This window comes from Psychrobacter sp. H26 (genome assembly GCF_059073035.1).
On sequence record NZ_JCACRW010000001.1, the window covers coordinates 3,059,200 to 3,076,016 of the forward strand.

Below are 16,817 nucleotides of genomic sequence, written 5' to 3' on the forward strand. Positions count from 1 at the left end.
TATGTATCATTGGCAGCTTTTTTATAACACGTCTAATGCTGTAAGTGTTTTACAGAAAACTTAGACTAGCGCTTATTATTGCGGTCACGAGTGTTACGTGTACCGCGGCTTGCAGGGCTAGCGCTACTTTTAGGCTTTGCACTGCTATTACGGTTGTCGCTACCGCTGCGGTTATCACTACGACTGTCCGTAGTACGGCGTGCTTTGAGCGGCTTGTTTCTGATACGTTCTTGCTTTTCTTTGGCTGCGCCATGCAGACCCGTACCATAACGTGGGCGTAAGCTTACTAAGTCCGTCAACGTATTGATTTCTTTTTTATCAAGCTCTAAGAAACGACCAGTACGTAGCTCTTTCGGTAGGGCAATCGTACCATAGCGCGTACGGAGTAGGCGGCTGACTTTTAGACCTTGAGACTCAAACAGACGACGTACTTCGCGATTACGACCTTCTTTTAACTGGACGTGATACCACTTATTGACACCTTCACCGCCACCGTCTTTGATATCATCAAACTGTGCCATACCGTCTTCTAACATGACACCAGAGGTCAATGTGCGAGCGATATCAGGAGTCACTTCACCCAATACACGTACCGCGTATTCACGAGTCACTTCACTAGAAGGGTGCATCAAGCGATGCGCCATTTCACCGTCATTGGTAAACAATAGTAGACCAGTTGAGTTGATATCCAAGCGTCCAACCATAACCCAGCGATCATGAGTCAGTTTTGGTAGGCGCTCAAACACAGTTGGACGACCTTCTGGGTCTTTTGCAGAGCAAACTTCGCCTTCAGGCTTATAGTATGCCAATACACGACGACGTTTCTCATTTTCAGCAGTATATTTAATCTGACGACCATCAACGCGAATCTCATCACCCTGTGAGACGCGATCACCAATGGTTGCCGGTCCGTTATTGACAGAGACGCGACCAGCTTTGATCACTTCTTCCATTTGACGGCGTGAACCAAGCCCCATACGGGCTAGTGCTTTCTGTAATTTTTCATCTTTCATCTTGATGTCCTTGAGTCGGTGGGTTTACATTTCTCAATGTATGACTGTTTATAGCTTCTAGACATTGGCCTAAGTATAGACAATGTTCACTACTACTAATTAATAGGTAGATAGCATATTTGCTTTTAGCGGCACATATTATACTAATAAATTGGAATGATTATCGGACTTTTTGATCTTTTATTTTATTTGCTTAATAGCTGTTATTCTTCACAAAATCCGCATATGACATGGTAAGTGTGAACTTACTTCCTAGATGGGTTTTGAACTTGGTTAGGTAACAGTTTTAGGCTAAGTTGACAGGTTTTTTATTGTGTCCTTAAAGACACTGCTTGAGATTAATGTATGTAAAACAATGAATTAACTGTAGAGTAAAAGTCAGTATGAGTACAGAAAGTATCGAAATAGCTTTTTGTATCAATCAATAAGAACATTGCTTACTGTTAGCTAACTTATGTTATGATGCCGATTATTTTTGTTAAAGATGTAAAGAAATAACATCAAGGCAAAAGCAGCAATATAGAATTGTTTTCTTAATCGTTTTACGTGATTGCAGTAACAGAAGAGGCTCTTTGATATGAGACAGACAACTAAGTTGTTAAGTACAGCGTGTTTGTTAGCTAGCAGTATGCTTTATGGGTGTGCTACTACAACCATCAATTCTGGGCTTCAAGCTGGAGAGTTACCACCGAGTGGCTCTTTTACTGCAGACAACGGTATTGATTTTAATGTACTGCCACTGACACTCGCCACATTACCGCCTAAGCAAATCGCTCGCTCACAAATGAGTAGCAACCTGTCTAACCTAGTACGATCGTCTAATAGGATGAATTACCGCATTACGCCATCTGATGTATTGAGTATTGTTTTGGTGGACTATCCTGATATTAATGCTGCAGGAGCATCTGGTTATCCTGTTGATCAGCAAGGGTTCATCCAGTTTCCGTTGATAGGACGTATACAGGCGAGTGGGCTCAGTGTGCCACAATTCACTGCAAACTTGAGTTCACGATTACAGCGCTATCTAAAATATGCAGACCCACAAGTGAAAGTTGCTGAATATCGGGGCAATAAGTTTTTTATCGATGGTGAAGTTAACAAGCCTGGTCAATTCAATATTGCCGATGAACCTGTGTCACTATATAGTGCAATATCTATGGCTGGTGGTACGACGAGAGAAGGTAACTCAAACAGTATCGTGTTGAGAAGAAACGGTACTGATTATCGTATGGGGTTACAGTCTCTGCAGCAGGCGGGATTATCAGCCAATCAAATTTATGTCCAAGATGGTGATTCTATTCGTGTCAGTAGCGAAGATATCAATAAAGTATATGTCTTGGGAGAGTTTGGCAAAGTTGCACCTGTACCTATTATTGACCAAGGATTGAGCTTAGCGCAAGTGATTGGGGAGTCAGCTGGACTGAACTCTAATACGGCTAATGCGGCTAAGATCTACGTAGTGCGCGATCAGCCTGAATATCAGCGTACAAATATATACTATGTAGATATGCAAGCGCTCACCAGTTTCCCACTGACTAGCCGGTTTGAGATGTTGCCGAATGATATCGTCTATGTTGACCCAACAGGTCTGACGCGCTGGAACCGTGTTATCAGTGCTTTGTTACCATCAACTTCAGCAATCAGAAGTTTCTCAACTTTATAGGAAACGATCAGTATGGCGTTTGATAATATTTTGGTTGTCTGTGTCGGTAATATTTGCCGTAGTCCAATCGCTGAAGCGTTATTAAAAGAACAATATCCGCAAAAAAACGTTGATTCTGCTGGACTCTCCGCAGTAGTCGGTAACCCAGTGGATCCAAATTCACAAGCAGTAATGGATCCATATGATATCAATATGTCGAATCATATCGCAAAGCAGATAAATGAAAAGCTGGTTATGAATGCAGATCTTATATTTACCATGTCAGATGGCCAAACCAAATGGATAGAGGAGCGGTGGCCACATTGCCGTGGCAAGACCTTTAAGATAGGGCATTGGATTAATAAAGAAATTGCTGACCCTTATAGACATGACATATCATTATTTGAGATAGCCAGGCAAGATATTGTCAACAGTCTCACGCCTTGGGCCGATAAAATTAGTTAAAAGTCTAATATCTAATGAACAGTATTAAGTGATAAACATATGGTTATGAATACAGATACAAAAAATGTGGGTCAATCTAGTACAGAGGCCGATGATGATATTGATCTTATGGCACTGCTATTTGCTATTCTGCGTGGCTGGAAAACCATATTGTTTTTCGCATTAATAGGTTTACTAATCGGTGTGCTTTACGGGCGCTATGTAAACCCTACTTTCAAGTCAGATGCTTTGATACAAATAGAAGAGAATTCTCAAGGTGTATCTGCGTTAGGTACAAGCGCATCAGAGCTAATTGCTCCACAGGCAAGTAAAGCTCAAACGGAATCTGAATTAATAAGATCTCGGATGATACTTGAACCTGTTGTTGAGAAGCTAAACTTACGCATTAGATTGACCGACCCTTCTATCGGTTATATAGATAGAATCAAGAGTGATCGTGTCAACACTCAAATAAACAATTCTGAAGGCGTGTCACTACGTACGGAAGATGGTGACGCTCAAATTAGCCAATTCAATGTATCACAGGGTTACCTTAATCAAACATTTACGCTAACCAAATCTGCAACTGGTTTTGTGTTGAGTAATGGGTTTGATGACTTTAAGGGTCAGTTAAATAAACCGCATTTGTTTAAAGGTACAGATGGTCAGATTCAGATCACTGTGACTGACTTACCTCGTAACGTTCATCCTATCAACGTAGTTAAGCAGTCGTTGCAGATCACTACTGATGCGATAAATAGTAAATTATCTGTGGTTGAGCAAGGTCAAAAAACAGGTATTGTTGAGATGTCTATGACCGGGTCTAACCAACAGCAGGTTAGTTTGATATTGAAAGAAATTATTCTTTCTTATATAGATCAAAACCAAACGCGAGGTTCTGAGGAAACAACCAGAACAATCAAATTCATGGAAACTCAGATTCCGAACCTGAAGAAAAAACTAGAAGACTCAGAAGCCGTTTTTAATAAGTTTCGTGAAAGTAATGGCACGATCGATGTGAGTAAAGAAGCCGAGCTACTATTGGCAGAGAACTCTCAGATTGATACACAGATTAACGAGCTTAGATTAAAAAAAGCTGACCTGACTACTTACTATACAGCAGAACATCCGTTAGTCATTCAGATTAATGAACAGCTCGAGGTGCTCAATAGTAGGAAACAGAATATAGATAGAACTATCGAAGGGTTACCGGAGATACAAAGAGAGTTCTTACAGCTTTCTGAAGATACTGCGATTAATAGAGAAATATATCTAACGCTACTAAAAAACTATGAGCAGCTAAAAGTCGTGAGAGCTGGTCAAATTGGCTATGCTCGTATTATTGATTTGCCTATCAATACTTTCAATGCTATTGCGCCAAACAAGCCGCAAATTTGGGTATTAGCAACACTATTAGCTACTATGCTAGGTATATTGCTAGTGTTAATAAAGAATTTACTTAGAAACGTGGTGAAAGATCCTGAACGTATCGAAGCAAAAACTGGTGTACCTGTGGTAGCCACTATCCCTCGTTCACCTCTACTGACAAGACTACGTAAAGATAAAAAGGCACCAAATCGTCTGTTAGCATATGCTGATAGCAACAGCTTAAGTTATGAAGCCATCAAAAGTTTAAGAACTAATTTGATTTTTGGTATGCCAACATTAGAAGAGTCAAGAAAAAGAGCAAAAGTTATACTGATTACTGGAGAAAGCCCTGGTGTTGGGAAATCATTTATTTCTGCTAATTTGACAGAAGTTTTTGCTCAGCTCGACAAAAAAGTGCTGGTCATGGATGCAGACATGCGCTTAGGCGAGTTGCATAAGATGTTCAGTATGAATCAAGATAATGGCTTAGCCGATTACTTATCACAACATGATAATACATCGAATACGATACCATCTGAGGAGCTGGGTCATTTTATTCATTCTACAGGTATAGATAATATTGATTTTATGCCAAGAGGCGAGCATCCACGCAATCCTGCATCGCTATTGTCTGATAGCAGGCTCAGTAATCTGATGACAGAATTAAGCTTACACTATGACTATATTATTGTTGATACACCGCCGATACTCGCGGCTTCTGATGCAATGATACTGGCACAATATGCCGACAAAGTATTAATGGTAACGAGATACGATAATTCAATTGAAGGGCAGTTGGTTTATGCTGTTAATCAACTGAATAAGGCCAATATAAAAGTAGATGGTATTATCTTAAACGACGTGCAGCAGGGTATCATGAGCAAATACAGCTATCACTATAGCTATGCATATGGTAACAATCAGTAGTATGCTTTTAGATACCTTAGTATTTAAAAGTAACAATGACTAAATAGACAAGTCATACGTTCAAACAGTCATCATACAGCGTTACATATAAACCAAAGCTTGAAGGTGTAAAATTGTTGCAATCTATCGCTCAGTACCTGTTGTCGCTACCAAGATATGTCAAGCGTATAATCCTTATTAGCGCAGACTTTGTCATGGCTATTGCGTGCCTGCTATTGTCACTGTTATTGCGCTATGGTTATGTCGAGCTTCATATTAGTTTATGGGCACTAAGTCTTTATGCGCTAATACCTGTTGTCGGGTTATATCTGGTGGGATTTTATCATGGTGTATCTAGAGGGTTTCTTGATACAGTTATGAGTGGTGTATTACAGTTATTTTTCGTGCTGATAATTTTTTATGAACTAATTATCTACCTTGATTTGCTACCACAGATACCTCGATCGACGCCTATTCTGTTTCTGTTTCTGCTCTATATATGGCTATGGAACAGCCGTTTAACGATCAAAGAGCTTTTGAAGCGATGGCAAGGCAAACGGCTTGAGGATGAGCCTATAGATTACGATAATATTTTGATTTATGGTGCAGGTGAAGCAGGTCAAGAGTTAATGAAAGGCTTGAGCAACTCACATAAGTATAGTGTGATTGCTTTTGTTGATGATGATAGGCAATTGACAGGTGCCCATGTAATGGGTAAGAAGATTTATCATACTGATAATTTATTGGATATCGTAAATACCCTTGATATTGCACAAGTGTTTTTGGCAGTGCCTTCTATTAGCCGTGCTCGCAAACGTAAGATTATTGAAAAACTTTCACACATCTCTATCAAGATAAAAGAGCTACCAAGTCTACAAGAATTGGCTGACGAAAAAGTCACGGTTAGCCATATGCGTAAGATTGATATATTAGATGTATTAGACCGTCAGACTGTAGAACCTGACGAAAACTTACTGAAGAAAAACATAGCAAAAAAGTCTGTCTTGGTAACTGGGGCTGGTGGCTCTATCGGTAGTGAATTGTGCCGTCAAATCATCAAAAATGAACCAACTTGTTTGGTGTTGTATGAGCTGTCAGAGTTTGCTCTTTATAGTATCCACCAAGAGCTTTTGGCAAAACAAGCCAATCACAATGAATATCAAGATATTCAAATCGTATCCGTCATCGGTAATGTCACTGACGAGCATAACCTTATGCGGATATTTCAGACTTATCATGTACAAACAGTTTATCATGCAGCGGCATATAAGCATGTACCTATGGTCGAACATAACCCATTCCAAGGGGTTATTAACAATACTCGTGGCACTTATCACTGTGCTCGTGCTGCCATTCTAGTAGATGTTGAAACATTTGTATTGATATCTACTGATAAGGCTGTTAGACCTACTAATGTCATGGGTGCCTCAAAACGGTTGGCGGAGCTCGTATGCCAAGCACTAAGTCATGAAGCTAACTCAATAAAGCCAGATAGTAAAACCTGTATCAGTATGGTGAGGTTTGGGAATGTATTAGGCTCATCAGGATCTGTGGTGCCTGTTTTTACCAAGCAAATCGAACAAGGTCTGCCTATCACTGTAACCCATCCTGATGTCACACGTTATTTTATGACTATCCCAGAGGCGGCCAATTTAGTAATTCAGGCAGGTGCTATGGCGCAAGGTGGTGAGGTTTTTGTATTGAATATGGGTGAGCCAGTAAAGATCGTTGATCTCGCTCAGCGTATGATTCATCTAAGTGGACATGAGGTAAAAGACGATAAACATCCCAATGGTGATATCGAAATTGTCTTTACTGGCCTTCGTTCTGGCGAGAAACTTTACGAAGAGCTCATAATTGGTGATGACAACGTTGAAAAAACGGCTCACCCTCTCATTATGCAAGCTATGGAACATAGGTTTGCTTTAGAAGAGCTTGAGCAGACCTTAGATAAGTTGTCAGAAAAATCTCAATTATACGACGTTGTGTGGTTGAAATTGCAGTTCAAATATTTTGTAGTTGGATATAAAGAAGACACTACAGTGCACTCCTAATTTGGAAAATACTCATTAATAAGGTTGGTTGATAAATTCTATGTTAAATATTAACAATATTAAAATTGCTGTTATTGGTCTTGGCTATGTGGGGCTACCGTTAGCGGTAGAGTTCGGTAAACATCACTCAGTTATAGGCTTTGATATCAATGCTGAACGTATTGCTGCTCTCAATACAGGTATTGATCATACTTTAGAGGTTAGCGAAGCGGAGCTAGCAGAAGCCACATACTTAAGATATAGCTCAGACATCAATGAGCTGAACGACTGTAACTTCTTTATTGTTACTGTACCTACTCCTATTGATGACTATAAGCAGCCTGACCTGACACCTTTGATCAAAGCGTCAGAAGCTATCGGTAGCCTAGTAAAGAAAAACGATATCGTAGTCTATGAATCAACGGTTTATCCGGGCGCGACTGAAGAAGTCTGTATCCCAGTATTGGAAAAAACTTCTGGATTGGTATTTAACCAAGACTTTTACGCAGGTTACAGTCCTGAGCGTATTAATCCGGGTGATAAAGAGCACCGTGTTACTAATATCTTAAAAGTAACGGCTGGTTCAACGCCTGAGATTGCAGACTTTGTCGACGAAGTCTATAACTTAATCATCACTGCTGGCACTCATAAAGCACCTAGTATCAAAGTGGCAGAGGCGGCTAAAGTTATTGAAAATACACAGCGGGATGTCAATATTGCACTCATTAACGAGCTAGCAGTTATATTTAATAAAATGAATATCGATACTGAAGCAGTGTTGGAAGCTGCTGGTACTAAGTGGAATTTCCTACCATTTCGACCAGGCTTAGTCGGCGGTCATTGTATTGGGGTTGATCCATACTATTTAACGCATAAAGCCCAAGCCATTGGATATAACCCAGAGATTATATTAGCAGGTCGCCGCCTAAATGACAGTATGGGCGAGTATGTCGTTACTCAATTAGTTAAAACCATGATAAAAAAGCGTATTCAAGTTGAAGGTGCTAGAGTTTTGGTATTAGGCTTGAGTTTTAAAGAAAACTGTCCTGATGTGCGTAATACTAAAGTAATTGATATTGTTCATGAGTTAGAGGAATATAACATTGAGGTCGATGTCTATGATCCTTGGGTAGATACTATAGAGGCTCAAAGAGAGTACGGTATTAAGCCTGTCAATGAGCCTGCAGCTAATAGCTATGACAGCATTATCCTAGCAGTGGCTCACAGTGAGTTTGTCGATATGGGCGTAGCACATATAAGAAGTTTAGGTAAGCCTAACCATGTGCTCTATGATTTGAAGTATGTATTCGACAAAGAAGACACAGATATCCGTCTATAAGCCTATATAGTCTTACAATAACAGCATGCGAGCAACACTATGACAGCGACAACCTATAATAAAGTGAAAGAAACATTAGTAAAGATGCCTAAGACGTGGCTCATCACTGGAGTAGCGGGTTTTATCGGCTCCAATTTGCTTGAGACATTATTATTGCTCAATCAAAAAGTGGTAGGGTTAGACAATTTTGCCACAGGTTTCCAGCATAACCTAGATGAAGTAAAAAGCTTAGTAAGCATTGAACAGTGGGATAGGTTTACTTTTATAGAGGGTGATATTCGTCAGTTGACTGATTGTTCGAAAGCATGTCAAGGTATTGATTACGTGCTGCATCAAGCAGCGCTAGGATCGGTACCACGCTCTATCGCTGATCCTATCGCGACCAATGAGACTAACATTTCAGGCTTCTTAAACATGCTGGTAGCCGCTCGTGATGCTAATGTTACTAGCTTTACTTATGCTGCTAGTAGCTCAACGTATGGTGATCATCCAGCACTGCCAAAAATTGAGGAAAATATTGGTAATCCTTTATCGCCGTATGCGGTGACTAAATATGTCAATGAGCTATATGCAGATGTTTTCTCACGTACTTATGGTTTTAAGACGATAGGTCTGCGATATTTCAATATTTTTGGTAAGCGTCAAACTCCTGATGGTGCCTATGCGGCGGTGATACCGAAATGGACGGCCGCTATGATCTCGGGTGATGAGGTGTTCATTAATGGCGATGGTGATACCAGTCGCGATTTTAATTTTATTGAAAATGCTGTACAGGCTAACATTTTGGCCGCAACTGCTACTGAAGAAGCTAAAAATCAAGTTTACAATGTGGCAGTAGGTGGACGTACTACCCTCAATACGCTGTTTTCAGCGCTTACAGAGCATTTAAGTACTAATGGCGTTAATTATACTCAAACAGCAATCTATCGAGATTTTAGAGCAGGAGACGTGCGGCATAGTCAGGCAGATATTACTAAAATACAAAATGCATTAGGCTATGCTCCTCAGTTTGATATAGTTGACGGTATTGAGAAGGCGATGCCTTGGTATGTTGAGTTTTTAAGTTGAAAAAGATAGGGTGGATCAATAGTTATTCTAAGAAGATACTGATGAGATTCTCCAAAAAATTAGGAAGTACTGACTCAGTAACCGTTTTCAAAGGAATGTTCACTTTAGCACTAGGTTCAAGTGCAGCGAGAATAATAGGTATTTTGAGCATTCCAATTATTACACGTATATATACTCCTGCTGATTATGGCTTGTTGGCGCTATATATATCTATTACTTCCATATTAGCTTCACTAACAACTCTAAAGTTTAGTACTGCATTGCCGTTACCTAAAGCAGACGCTCTAGCTATCAATTTGATGGCTCTGAGTATATTTATACTCATTAGCTTTTTGACACTTCTTTCTTTGTGTTTGTTTCTGTTTGGCGAAATAGTTCTTAGATGGTTTGATATGTCTGAGATTTTAAATTTGAGATGGTTAATAGTTCTCGGCGTTGGAGGCTCTGCTCTTTATGAAATACTCAGTCTATGGGCCACAAGGAAAAGAAAATATAAAATCATAGCTAAAACTCAATTTGTTCAATCTTTGTTAGGTAATGGAACTAAGATAATATTAGGACTATTGTCATTTAAAACAGTAGGACTAATAACTGGTCAATTTCTTGCACAGAGTACTGGATTGTTCAAACTCATTAAAGAGTTCATATATGATTTTAAAAAATTAATTCCTTTTATTACTAAAAAGAGGATGGCATTGGTTGCAGGATATTACAGAGAGTTTCCATATTTCCGATTGCCTTCTCAGGCATTGTTACAACTGTCTAGTAATGCACCTGTATTAATGATGGCCGCTTTATATGGTAAGGAAGTAACTGGTCAACTTAGTTTAGCTATTCTAGCAGTATCACTACCTACAGGTTTGATTGGTCAAGCTATGGCTAAAGCTTTTTATGCAGAAATAGCAGTCATTGGTAGAAGAGATCTAAATAGGATAAAAACACTGACGATAGACGTACAAAAAAAGCTATTTATCTTAGGCTTGCCACTAACAGTTTTAGTTATGGTACTCGCTCAACCTATGTTTTATCTAGTATTTGGTTCAGAATGGGCTATAGCTGGAAAATATACTACAATTTTGGCACCGTTTGTGCTGTTACAGTTTACTTCAAATCCTTTGATGCAAGTTCTAAATATTGTAGGCTCTCAAATAACTTTTTTAATAATAAATATTATTAGAATATTAGGGTTGGGGGCATTGTTCTTTTTGTTTAGAGGTTACACTTTGTCGCCTCAAAGTTTTGTAATTGTGCTTAGCTTTTATTTGTGTATCTATTACTTAGGTACAACAGCTTTTATTTTTTTTACGGTAAATAAATCTGCTTCTCAGCAAGTAAGAAGAGCGGTATGAGTTTTCTATATGATGATGGAGTTTGTAATGTCTAACAATACTTTAAAAGTATCAAAAGGTGTTTTAAGAGGTAAAGTGAGGGTAAGTGGAGCAAAGAATGCTGCTTTGAAATTGCTTACTGCTTCAGTATTAACTGATGAGAAAGTTGAATTATTTGACTCTCCTAATGGGTTGTTAGATATGCAAATCCATATCGGTATGCTTGAAAAAATGGGTAAAAGTTGCTCTCAAAAAGATGGTTATTTATGCATTGAGGAAGATAAAGGGCTGTTAAATGAGCTGTTATGGAATGATCGTTCTATTAGGAACTCTTTGCTAATTCTTGGGTCACTAACTACACGTTTTGGTGAAGGCAAAGTTCCACTTCCAGGCGGATGCCCACTGGGCGATAGAAAATATGATTTACACGTAAAAATACTTGAAAGTATGGGAGCTAAGGTTTGGGAAGAAGAAGGGTACTTATGTACGAAAGCTAGTAAGAGCCTGATAGGCTGTGATATACATTTGCCTATCCGATCAACAGGAGCTACAGAAAATGCAATACTTTGTGGAGTGCTTGCGGAAGGAAATACCAGGATATGGAATCCACATATTCGCCCAGAAGTTCTAGATTTAATAGAAATGTTGAATAAGATGGGTGGAAAGATTAAGGTGTTCGGCCAAAAATCAATTGAGATAAATGGCGTGAAGAAACTAAACGGTGTTAAGCATCGTGTTGTACCTGATAACATGGAAGCAGTTACATGGGCTATTGCTTCGGCAATAACAGGTGGAGATATAGAAATATTGAACTTCCCTTTTGAGCACTTAGAGGTACCCTTGATATTTTTGCGCGAAAGTGGAATGAAGTTATATAAGGGTGAAGATTCTTTGATTGTAAGAGGAAGTACTCCTTATCCTATAGAGATAAGTACAGGGCCATATCCAGGTATCAACTCAGATATGCAGCCTCTTTTTGCTGTTTATGGTGCTCGCTCTAAAGGTGATTCTAAGATTGTAGATTTACGATTTCCTGGTAGATATGGCTATGTAGAAGAGTTAGCAAAAATGGGTGTTCAGTATACAATTGAAGGTGATATGCTGAAGATTTCTGGCGGCAGTGAACTAAATGGGGCTAAAGTAAAGGCTGTCGATTTGAGGGCTGGTATGGCGTTGCTCTTAGCTGGCTTGATAGCAGAAGGTGAAACAGTAATTGAAGATGCTTGGCAAATATATAGAGGTTATGAAAACCTAGATGAAAAATTAAAAGTTTTGCTTTCTAGTAATTAATAAAGAAAGTTAATTTATGAGTAGTACTAGATATCATATCTAGTACTACTCATATAAAAATATTTTCCAAAAACGGTATTCTATTAACTGTATATGTATGAAAAAGCACTAAGTAATTGGTTTGGTAAAGAGTACATTTTGGGGAAACTACATTGTTTATATATTGATATTTAGTAAATGAGAGGAAGTATTTTGAATATTGAGAAAAATAAAGATCTAACTGAATTTAGCGCGTACAAAATAAAAAGCTCTTGCAAAGTAGCATATTTTCCTGAGTGCGAAAATGATTTAGTTGAGCTTTATCGAAACAATCCCAACTTAGAATTTACTATTATTGGTAACGGAAACAATATTCTTTTTGCAAAAGAATATTACGATCGTCCATTTATCATTATGAATGGAAATATGAATAAGTTTTCTGTAGAAGAAAATAAAATTTGTGCAGAAGCAGGTGTAACTTTACTAGAATTAAGCGAAGCTGCTCTTAAAAATAGCTTAACGGGATTAGAAGCTTTCTATGATATACCAAGCTCTGTAGGTGGGGCTGTTGTTATGAATGCTGGAAATAAAAATACAGAAATAAAAGATGTTTTAACGAAAGTTAGATACTTGAGTTTAGAAGATTTTGAAATTAAAGAGATGTCTAATTCTGAAATTAAATTTTGTTATAGAAGTAGTTTTTTTCAAAATAATAGCAATAATATTGTCTTGAAAGCTTGGTTTAAGCTAGAGCATGGTAGCTCTAGTGATATATATAGTTTAATGGAAGAAGAAAGAAAAGTTAGATGGGAAAAACAACCACGAGAGTATCCTAATTGTGGAAGTGTTTTTAAAAGGCCTAAGAATAAATTTGTTGGTCCAATGCTTGATGAATTAAATTTAAAAGGTTTTACTATTGGAGGAGCGCAAATTTCACATAAACATAGTGGGTTTATCGTGAATACAGGAAGTGCAACTGGTGAAGATATTATTTCACTAATCAATGAGATTCAGAGAAGGGTTAAATTGAAATTTAATATCGATTTAGAAGTAGAACAGAGAGTGATCATATAATGAAAATATTATTTTTTATCTCGTTACTTACACATGGAAGAGGCGGTCATTTATATAGTTTATTCCACATAGCTAATCGAATTGCATCAAAGCATGAGGTTGAAATAGTATCGATTGGTCCAGGCGATAATACCACAATTTCAAATCATCCAAACTATTTATGTCATGTTGATCTTGACGGCAAAAATTTAATTCAATTCAAAAGAAAAATGGATCATATTATTGAAGATTTTTCACCTAATATTGTTCATTGTTTTGATGTAACGTCTTTTAATATTATAAAGCCTTTATACATATCGAAAAATTTTAATATAGTTCTTACCAAATGTGGAGGATCTAATCCTAAGTTTTTTCCTTACGTGAAAAATCTTATTTTATTTAGTGTTGAAAATAAGCGTTGGTTTGAAAGTAATAACAGATATAAAAAATCAAATATAGCATTGATACCTAATAGAGTTTCTAAAATAACTACTGAATTTTCTGACATAAAAAGGTCTGAAGAATTTTTTACATTTGTTAAAATTGCTAGAATAGGTATAACGTATAAGCAAAGTATTTTACATTGTATAAATCTCATAGATGAGTTATATCGGAAAGACAAAAGTTTAAAAATCAGACTTTTTATAATCGGTGTTGTAGAGTCTGAAGAAATATTACTTGAAATATCAAATAGTAAGTATGTTCTTGATGGGACAGTAGTGATTTTAACGGATGATAAATACACTAGAAATGCTTCTAAAATGCTTTATCTAGCAGATGCAGCGATTGCTACAGGTAGAGGCGTTATGGAATCTGCATCATTAGGAATACCTACATTAACTGGAAACTCTTTGAGTAGTATACCTATGCTTATAACAATGGATACATTCGAAGATGGGTTTAAAACAAACTTTTCTGGAAGAAATGTATTCTCTGAAAAGGGTAACAAGGATAATTTACTAAATATACAAAGAGTAATAGTTGATCCTGCGTATCGCACAGAAATTTCAGAGTATATGAAATCAATATTTGAAGAGAATTTTAATGTAGAGAATTCATTAGCTAAATATGAAGATTTTTATATTTCTTTAGTAGGTGAAAATAATGGAAAGAGAAAATTTTTTCAGGATTCTCTTTTTGGACTAAAGAGCTTACGCAACTTTCATAAAAATTCTATAATAAAAAAGTAGTTTTCTTCCTATTTAATAGGAACAACGTAAAAAAAGGATATGGTTGTGAGTGTTTTTTTATTTACTCTCCCAGATGGTTCATTTGGTAGTGCAGGTCAAAGTTGGAAGATTTTAGACTTAAAGAAGCTAGTGTCTAAATTAGAATTTGAAGTTGTGATAAAAAATATTAATGAGATAGGAACTACCTCTTTCAATGATAATGATATCTTGATTTATACTTCTTCTGAAAATAAAGAAATAAGAACATTCCTAAAAAATAACCTTTTCTATTTAAAAGATAAAATTCGTCTTATTCCAAGCTACGATATATTAATGGCTCATGAGGATAAAAGCTTTCAAGAAGTATGGAAAAAGAAAGAAGGGTTTGGAAATATAATAGGTAAAAGTCTATTTGATATAAATGATCATATTCTCCCTTTTCCAAAAGTAGTGAAAAGTGCTCAGGGTGCTGGTAGCTCTGGTGTTTTTTTAGTCAGAAAAAATTCTGACCTGAAAAAAGTTGAAAAATCATTTTTCAGCAAAACTCCAAAAAATAAATTAATAAGCATTCAAAGGAAAATTAAACTAAATCGTGAAGAATACGAAAAATATCAATATAGAAGAAAAGCTTTCAATTTATTTATAGAGCAAGAATTCATACCAAAATTAAAGCATGATTTTAAAGTGCTAGTATTTGGGGATCGTTATTTTACTTTAAAAAGATCTATAAGAAAAAATGATTTTAGGGCAAGCGGGAGTGGGAAATTCGAATTTATTGTTCCACCTCAAGAAGTTTTGGATTATGCAAAGAACATAGCCAGTGTTTTAGACAATCCTTATTTGTCATTAGATATCGCACAATCAGAGTCTGGGTGTCACCTAATTGAATTTCAAGGTACCAATTTTGGCCCTTATACGTTGTTAAATGCTCCATATTTTTACAAATGTGTGAGTGGAGATTGGCAAAAGACAGATAACTCCAAGGATTTAGAAGACAATTATGCACATGCACTCAACCAATATATGAGTAATATATATGACTAAGAAAGTTGTCCATGTAATTATTGGATTAAACATTGGTGGTGCAGAGTTGATGCTAAAGCGTTTGGTACTAAATAGCCACCGCAAAGGGCTTTTTCAACATGAAGTGATATCTCTAATGGATATGGGACCCATTGGCAGAGATCTAGAGGAGCAGGGCATCACTGTGCATGCACTAAATATGTCTTCTATAATTTCTAGCCCGATCGTATCGTTACGTCTATATCAGTTATTGAAAAAAATAAAGCCTGATGTCGTGCAGACATGGATGTATCATTCAGATTTAATGGGTGGGCTTGCTGCTAAAAAGCTAGGTATCAAGAAGATTATTTGGGGCGTACGTACTACTGATGTTTCGCAAGGCAATTCTAAGTTGACATTTTATTTGAGTAAGATATGTGCAAGACTTTCCTATTATATTCCCGATAAAATAGTTTGTGCTGCTCAAGTGTCAAGTAATCATCACACATCTATGGGTTATGACACAACAAAAATGCTAGTCATTCCAAATGGTTTTGATATAGATAAATTATGTGCCTCGCAAGAAGATAGGGTCTACATTAGAAAGAGTAATAGCTTGTCTTCTGAAGACATTGTTATCGGATCCGTGGGACGGTTCAACCCAGTCAAAGATCAAAAAAAATTTATAGAAGTTGCTTCTATTCTAGTGAAAAAACTACCTAATTTAAAATTTATGGTTGTAGGTCGAGGTAATGACACTAAAAATCTAGAGTTAATGGGTTGGATAGAAAAGTACGGCTTGCAGAATAATTTTAGTTTACTTGGTCAAAGGGATGATGTACCAAAATGCCTAAAAGCAATGGATGTTCTTTGTCTGCATTCTAAAACTGAAGGTTTTCCAAATGTACTCGTAGAAGCGATGGCTACAGGCTTAACGTGTGTTTCTACTGACGTTGGAGATGCAAGACACATTTTGCAGCATTATGGAACTATTGTAACATCAAATAATGCAGATGCATTAGCAGATAGTTTGATAGAAACTATAAAAAGCATAAAAGAAAAAAATATGGATGAGTTCCAAGTAGTCTTAGAGAATTATATAGTTGATAATTATAGTATTGATAAAATAGAAAAACTATATTCAGCTATTTGGAATGATTAGTAATATTCTATTTTTGAAAGG

13 protein-coding genes are annotated in these 16,817 nt (G+C 37.0%); 12 read left to right on the forward strand and 1 reads right to left on the reverse strand.

What is annotated here, in order from left to right:
- Positions 1–65: 65 nt before the first annotated feature.
- Positions 66–1,013 (reverse strand): 23S rRNA pseudouridine(2605) synthase RluB, encoded by a 948-nt coding sequence (rluB, locus tag AC5JPT_RS12795; RefSeq protein ID WP_319049937.1) that lies wholly within the window; start codon positions 1,011–1,013, stop codon positions 66–68.
- Between the two features lie 577 nt (positions 1,014–1,590).
- Here rluB and AC5JPT_RS12800 point away from each other — a divergent pair.
- The 12 genes from AC5JPT_RS12800 to AC5JPT_RS12855 all read left to right on the forward strand — a co-directional run bounded on the left by AC5JPT_RS12800 (position 1,591) and on the right by AC5JPT_RS12855 (position 16,796).
- Positions 1,591–2,676 (forward strand): polysaccharide biosynthesis/export family protein, encoded by a 1,086-nt coding sequence (locus tag AC5JPT_RS12800; protein ID WP_493858318.1) that lies wholly within the window; start codon positions 1,591–1,593, stop codon positions 2,674–2,676.
- Between the two features lie 12 nt (positions 2,677–2,688).
- Complete coding sequence (locus tag AC5JPT_RS12805; RefSeq protein WP_493858319.1) at positions 2,689–3,120, forward strand: low molecular weight protein-tyrosine-phosphatase; 432 nt, start codon at positions 2,689–2,691, stop codon at positions 3,118–3,120.
- Positions 3,121–3,165: 45 nt separating this feature from the next.
- Entirely contained in the window at positions 3,166–5,394 is a 2,229-nt protein-coding gene (locus tag AC5JPT_RS12810; RefSeq protein WP_493858320.1) for a polysaccharide biosynthesis tyrosine autokinase, read from the forward strand.
- A 515-nt stretch (positions 5,395–5,909) separates the two neighbouring features.
- On the forward strand, positions 5,910–7,427 hold the full coding sequence (locus AC5JPT_RS12815) for a polysaccharide biosynthesis protein (protein ID WP_493858321.1): 1,518 nt from the start codon (positions 5,910–5,912) through the stop codon (positions 7,425–7,427).
- 40 nt (positions 7,428–7,467) lie between these two features.
- On the forward strand, positions 7,468–8,745 hold the full coding sequence (tviB, locus tag AC5JPT_RS12820; RefSeq protein ID WP_493858322.1) for a Vi polysaccharide biosynthesis UDP-N-acetylglucosamine C-6 dehydrogenase TviB: 1,278 nt from the start codon (positions 7,468–7,470) through the stop codon (positions 8,743–8,745).
- 39 nt (positions 8,746–8,784) lie between these two features.
- Positions 8,785–9,813, forward strand: coding sequence for an NAD-dependent epimerase/dehydratase family protein (locus tag AC5JPT_RS12825; RefSeq protein ID WP_493858323.1), 1,029 nt, complete (start codon positions 8,785–8,787; stop codon positions 9,811–9,813).
- A gap of 41 nt (positions 9,814–9,854) precedes the next feature.
- Entirely contained in the window at positions 9,855–11,162 is a 1,308-nt protein-coding gene (locus tag AC5JPT_RS12830; RefSeq protein WP_493858324.1) for a lipopolysaccharide biosynthesis protein, read from the forward strand.
- A gap of 27 nt (positions 11,163–11,189) precedes the next feature.
- A complete protein-coding gene (locus AC5JPT_RS12835; protein ID WP_493858325.1) occupies positions 11,190–12,431 on the forward strand; it encodes a UDP-N-acetylglucosamine 1-carboxyvinyltransferase in 1,242 nt (413 codons plus the stop codon).
- 192 nt (positions 12,432–12,623) lie between these two features.
- Positions 12,624–13,484 (forward strand): UDP-N-acetylmuramate dehydrogenase, encoded by an 861-nt coding sequence (gene murB, locus AC5JPT_RS12840; protein ID WP_493858326.1) that lies wholly within the window; start codon positions 12,624–12,626, stop codon positions 13,482–13,484.
- On the forward strand, positions 13,484–14,653 hold the full coding sequence (locus AC5JPT_RS12845) for a glycosyltransferase family protein (protein ID WP_493858327.1): 1,170 nt from the start codon (positions 13,484–13,486) through the stop codon (positions 14,651–14,653). The genes murB and AC5JPT_RS12845 overlap by 1 nt, the downstream gene beginning before the upstream one ends.
- Positions 14,654–14,698: 45 nt before the next feature.
- The gene (locus AC5JPT_RS12850; RefSeq protein WP_493858328.1) at positions 14,699–15,676 is read left to right on the forward strand and encodes an ATP-grasp domain-containing protein; all 978 of its coding nucleotides are present in this window, start codon (positions 14,699–14,701) and stop codon (positions 15,674–15,676) included.
- Entirely contained in the window at positions 15,669–16,796 is a 1,128-nt protein-coding gene (locus tag AC5JPT_RS12855) for a glycosyltransferase family 4 protein (protein WP_493858329.1), read from the forward strand. Before AC5JPT_RS12850 ends, AC5JPT_RS12855 begins: the two co-directional genes overlap by 8 nt.
- The last annotated feature ends 21 nt before the right edge of the window (positions 16,797–16,817 follow it).

Bases quoted from the DNA above. Each gene is read 5' to 3' on its own strand.
- rluB (WP_319049937.1), bottom strand. From the start codon at position 1,013: ATGAAAGATGAAAAATTACAGAAAGCACTAGCCCGTATGGGGCTTGGT.
- AC5JPT_RS12800 (WP_493858318.1), top strand. From the start codon at position 1,591: ATGAGACAGACAACTAAGTTGTTAAGTACAGCGTGTTTGTTAGCTAGC.
- AC5JPT_RS12805 (WP_493858319.1), top strand. From the start codon at position 2,689: ATGGCGTTTGATAATATTTTGGTTGTCTGTGTCGGTAATATTTGCCGT.
- AC5JPT_RS12810 (WP_493858320.1), top strand. From the start codon at position 3,166: ATGAATACAGATACAAAAAATGTGGGTCAATCTAGTACAGAGGCCGAT.
- tviB (WP_493858322.1), top strand. From the start codon at position 7,468: ATGTTAAATATTAACAATATTAAAATTGCTGTTATTGGTCTTGGCTAT.
- AC5JPT_RS12825 (WP_493858323.1), top strand. From the start codon at position 8,785: ATGACAGCGACAACCTATAATAAAGTGAAAGAAACATTAGTAAAGATG.
- AC5JPT_RS12830 (WP_493858324.1), top strand. From the start codon at position 9,855: ATGAGATTCTCCAAAAAATTAGGAAGTACTGACTCAGTAACCGTTTTC.
- AC5JPT_RS12835 (WP_493858325.1), top strand. From the start codon at position 11,190: ATGTCTAACAATACTTTAAAAGTATCAAAAGGTGTTTTAAGAGGTAAA.
- AC5JPT_RS12845 (WP_493858327.1), top strand. From the start codon at position 13,484: ATGAAAATATTATTTTTTATCTCGTTACTTACACATGGAAGAGGCGGT.
- AC5JPT_RS12855 (WP_493858329.1), top strand. From the start codon at position 15,669: ATGACTAAGAAAGTTGTCCATGTAATTATTGGATTAAACATTGGTGGT.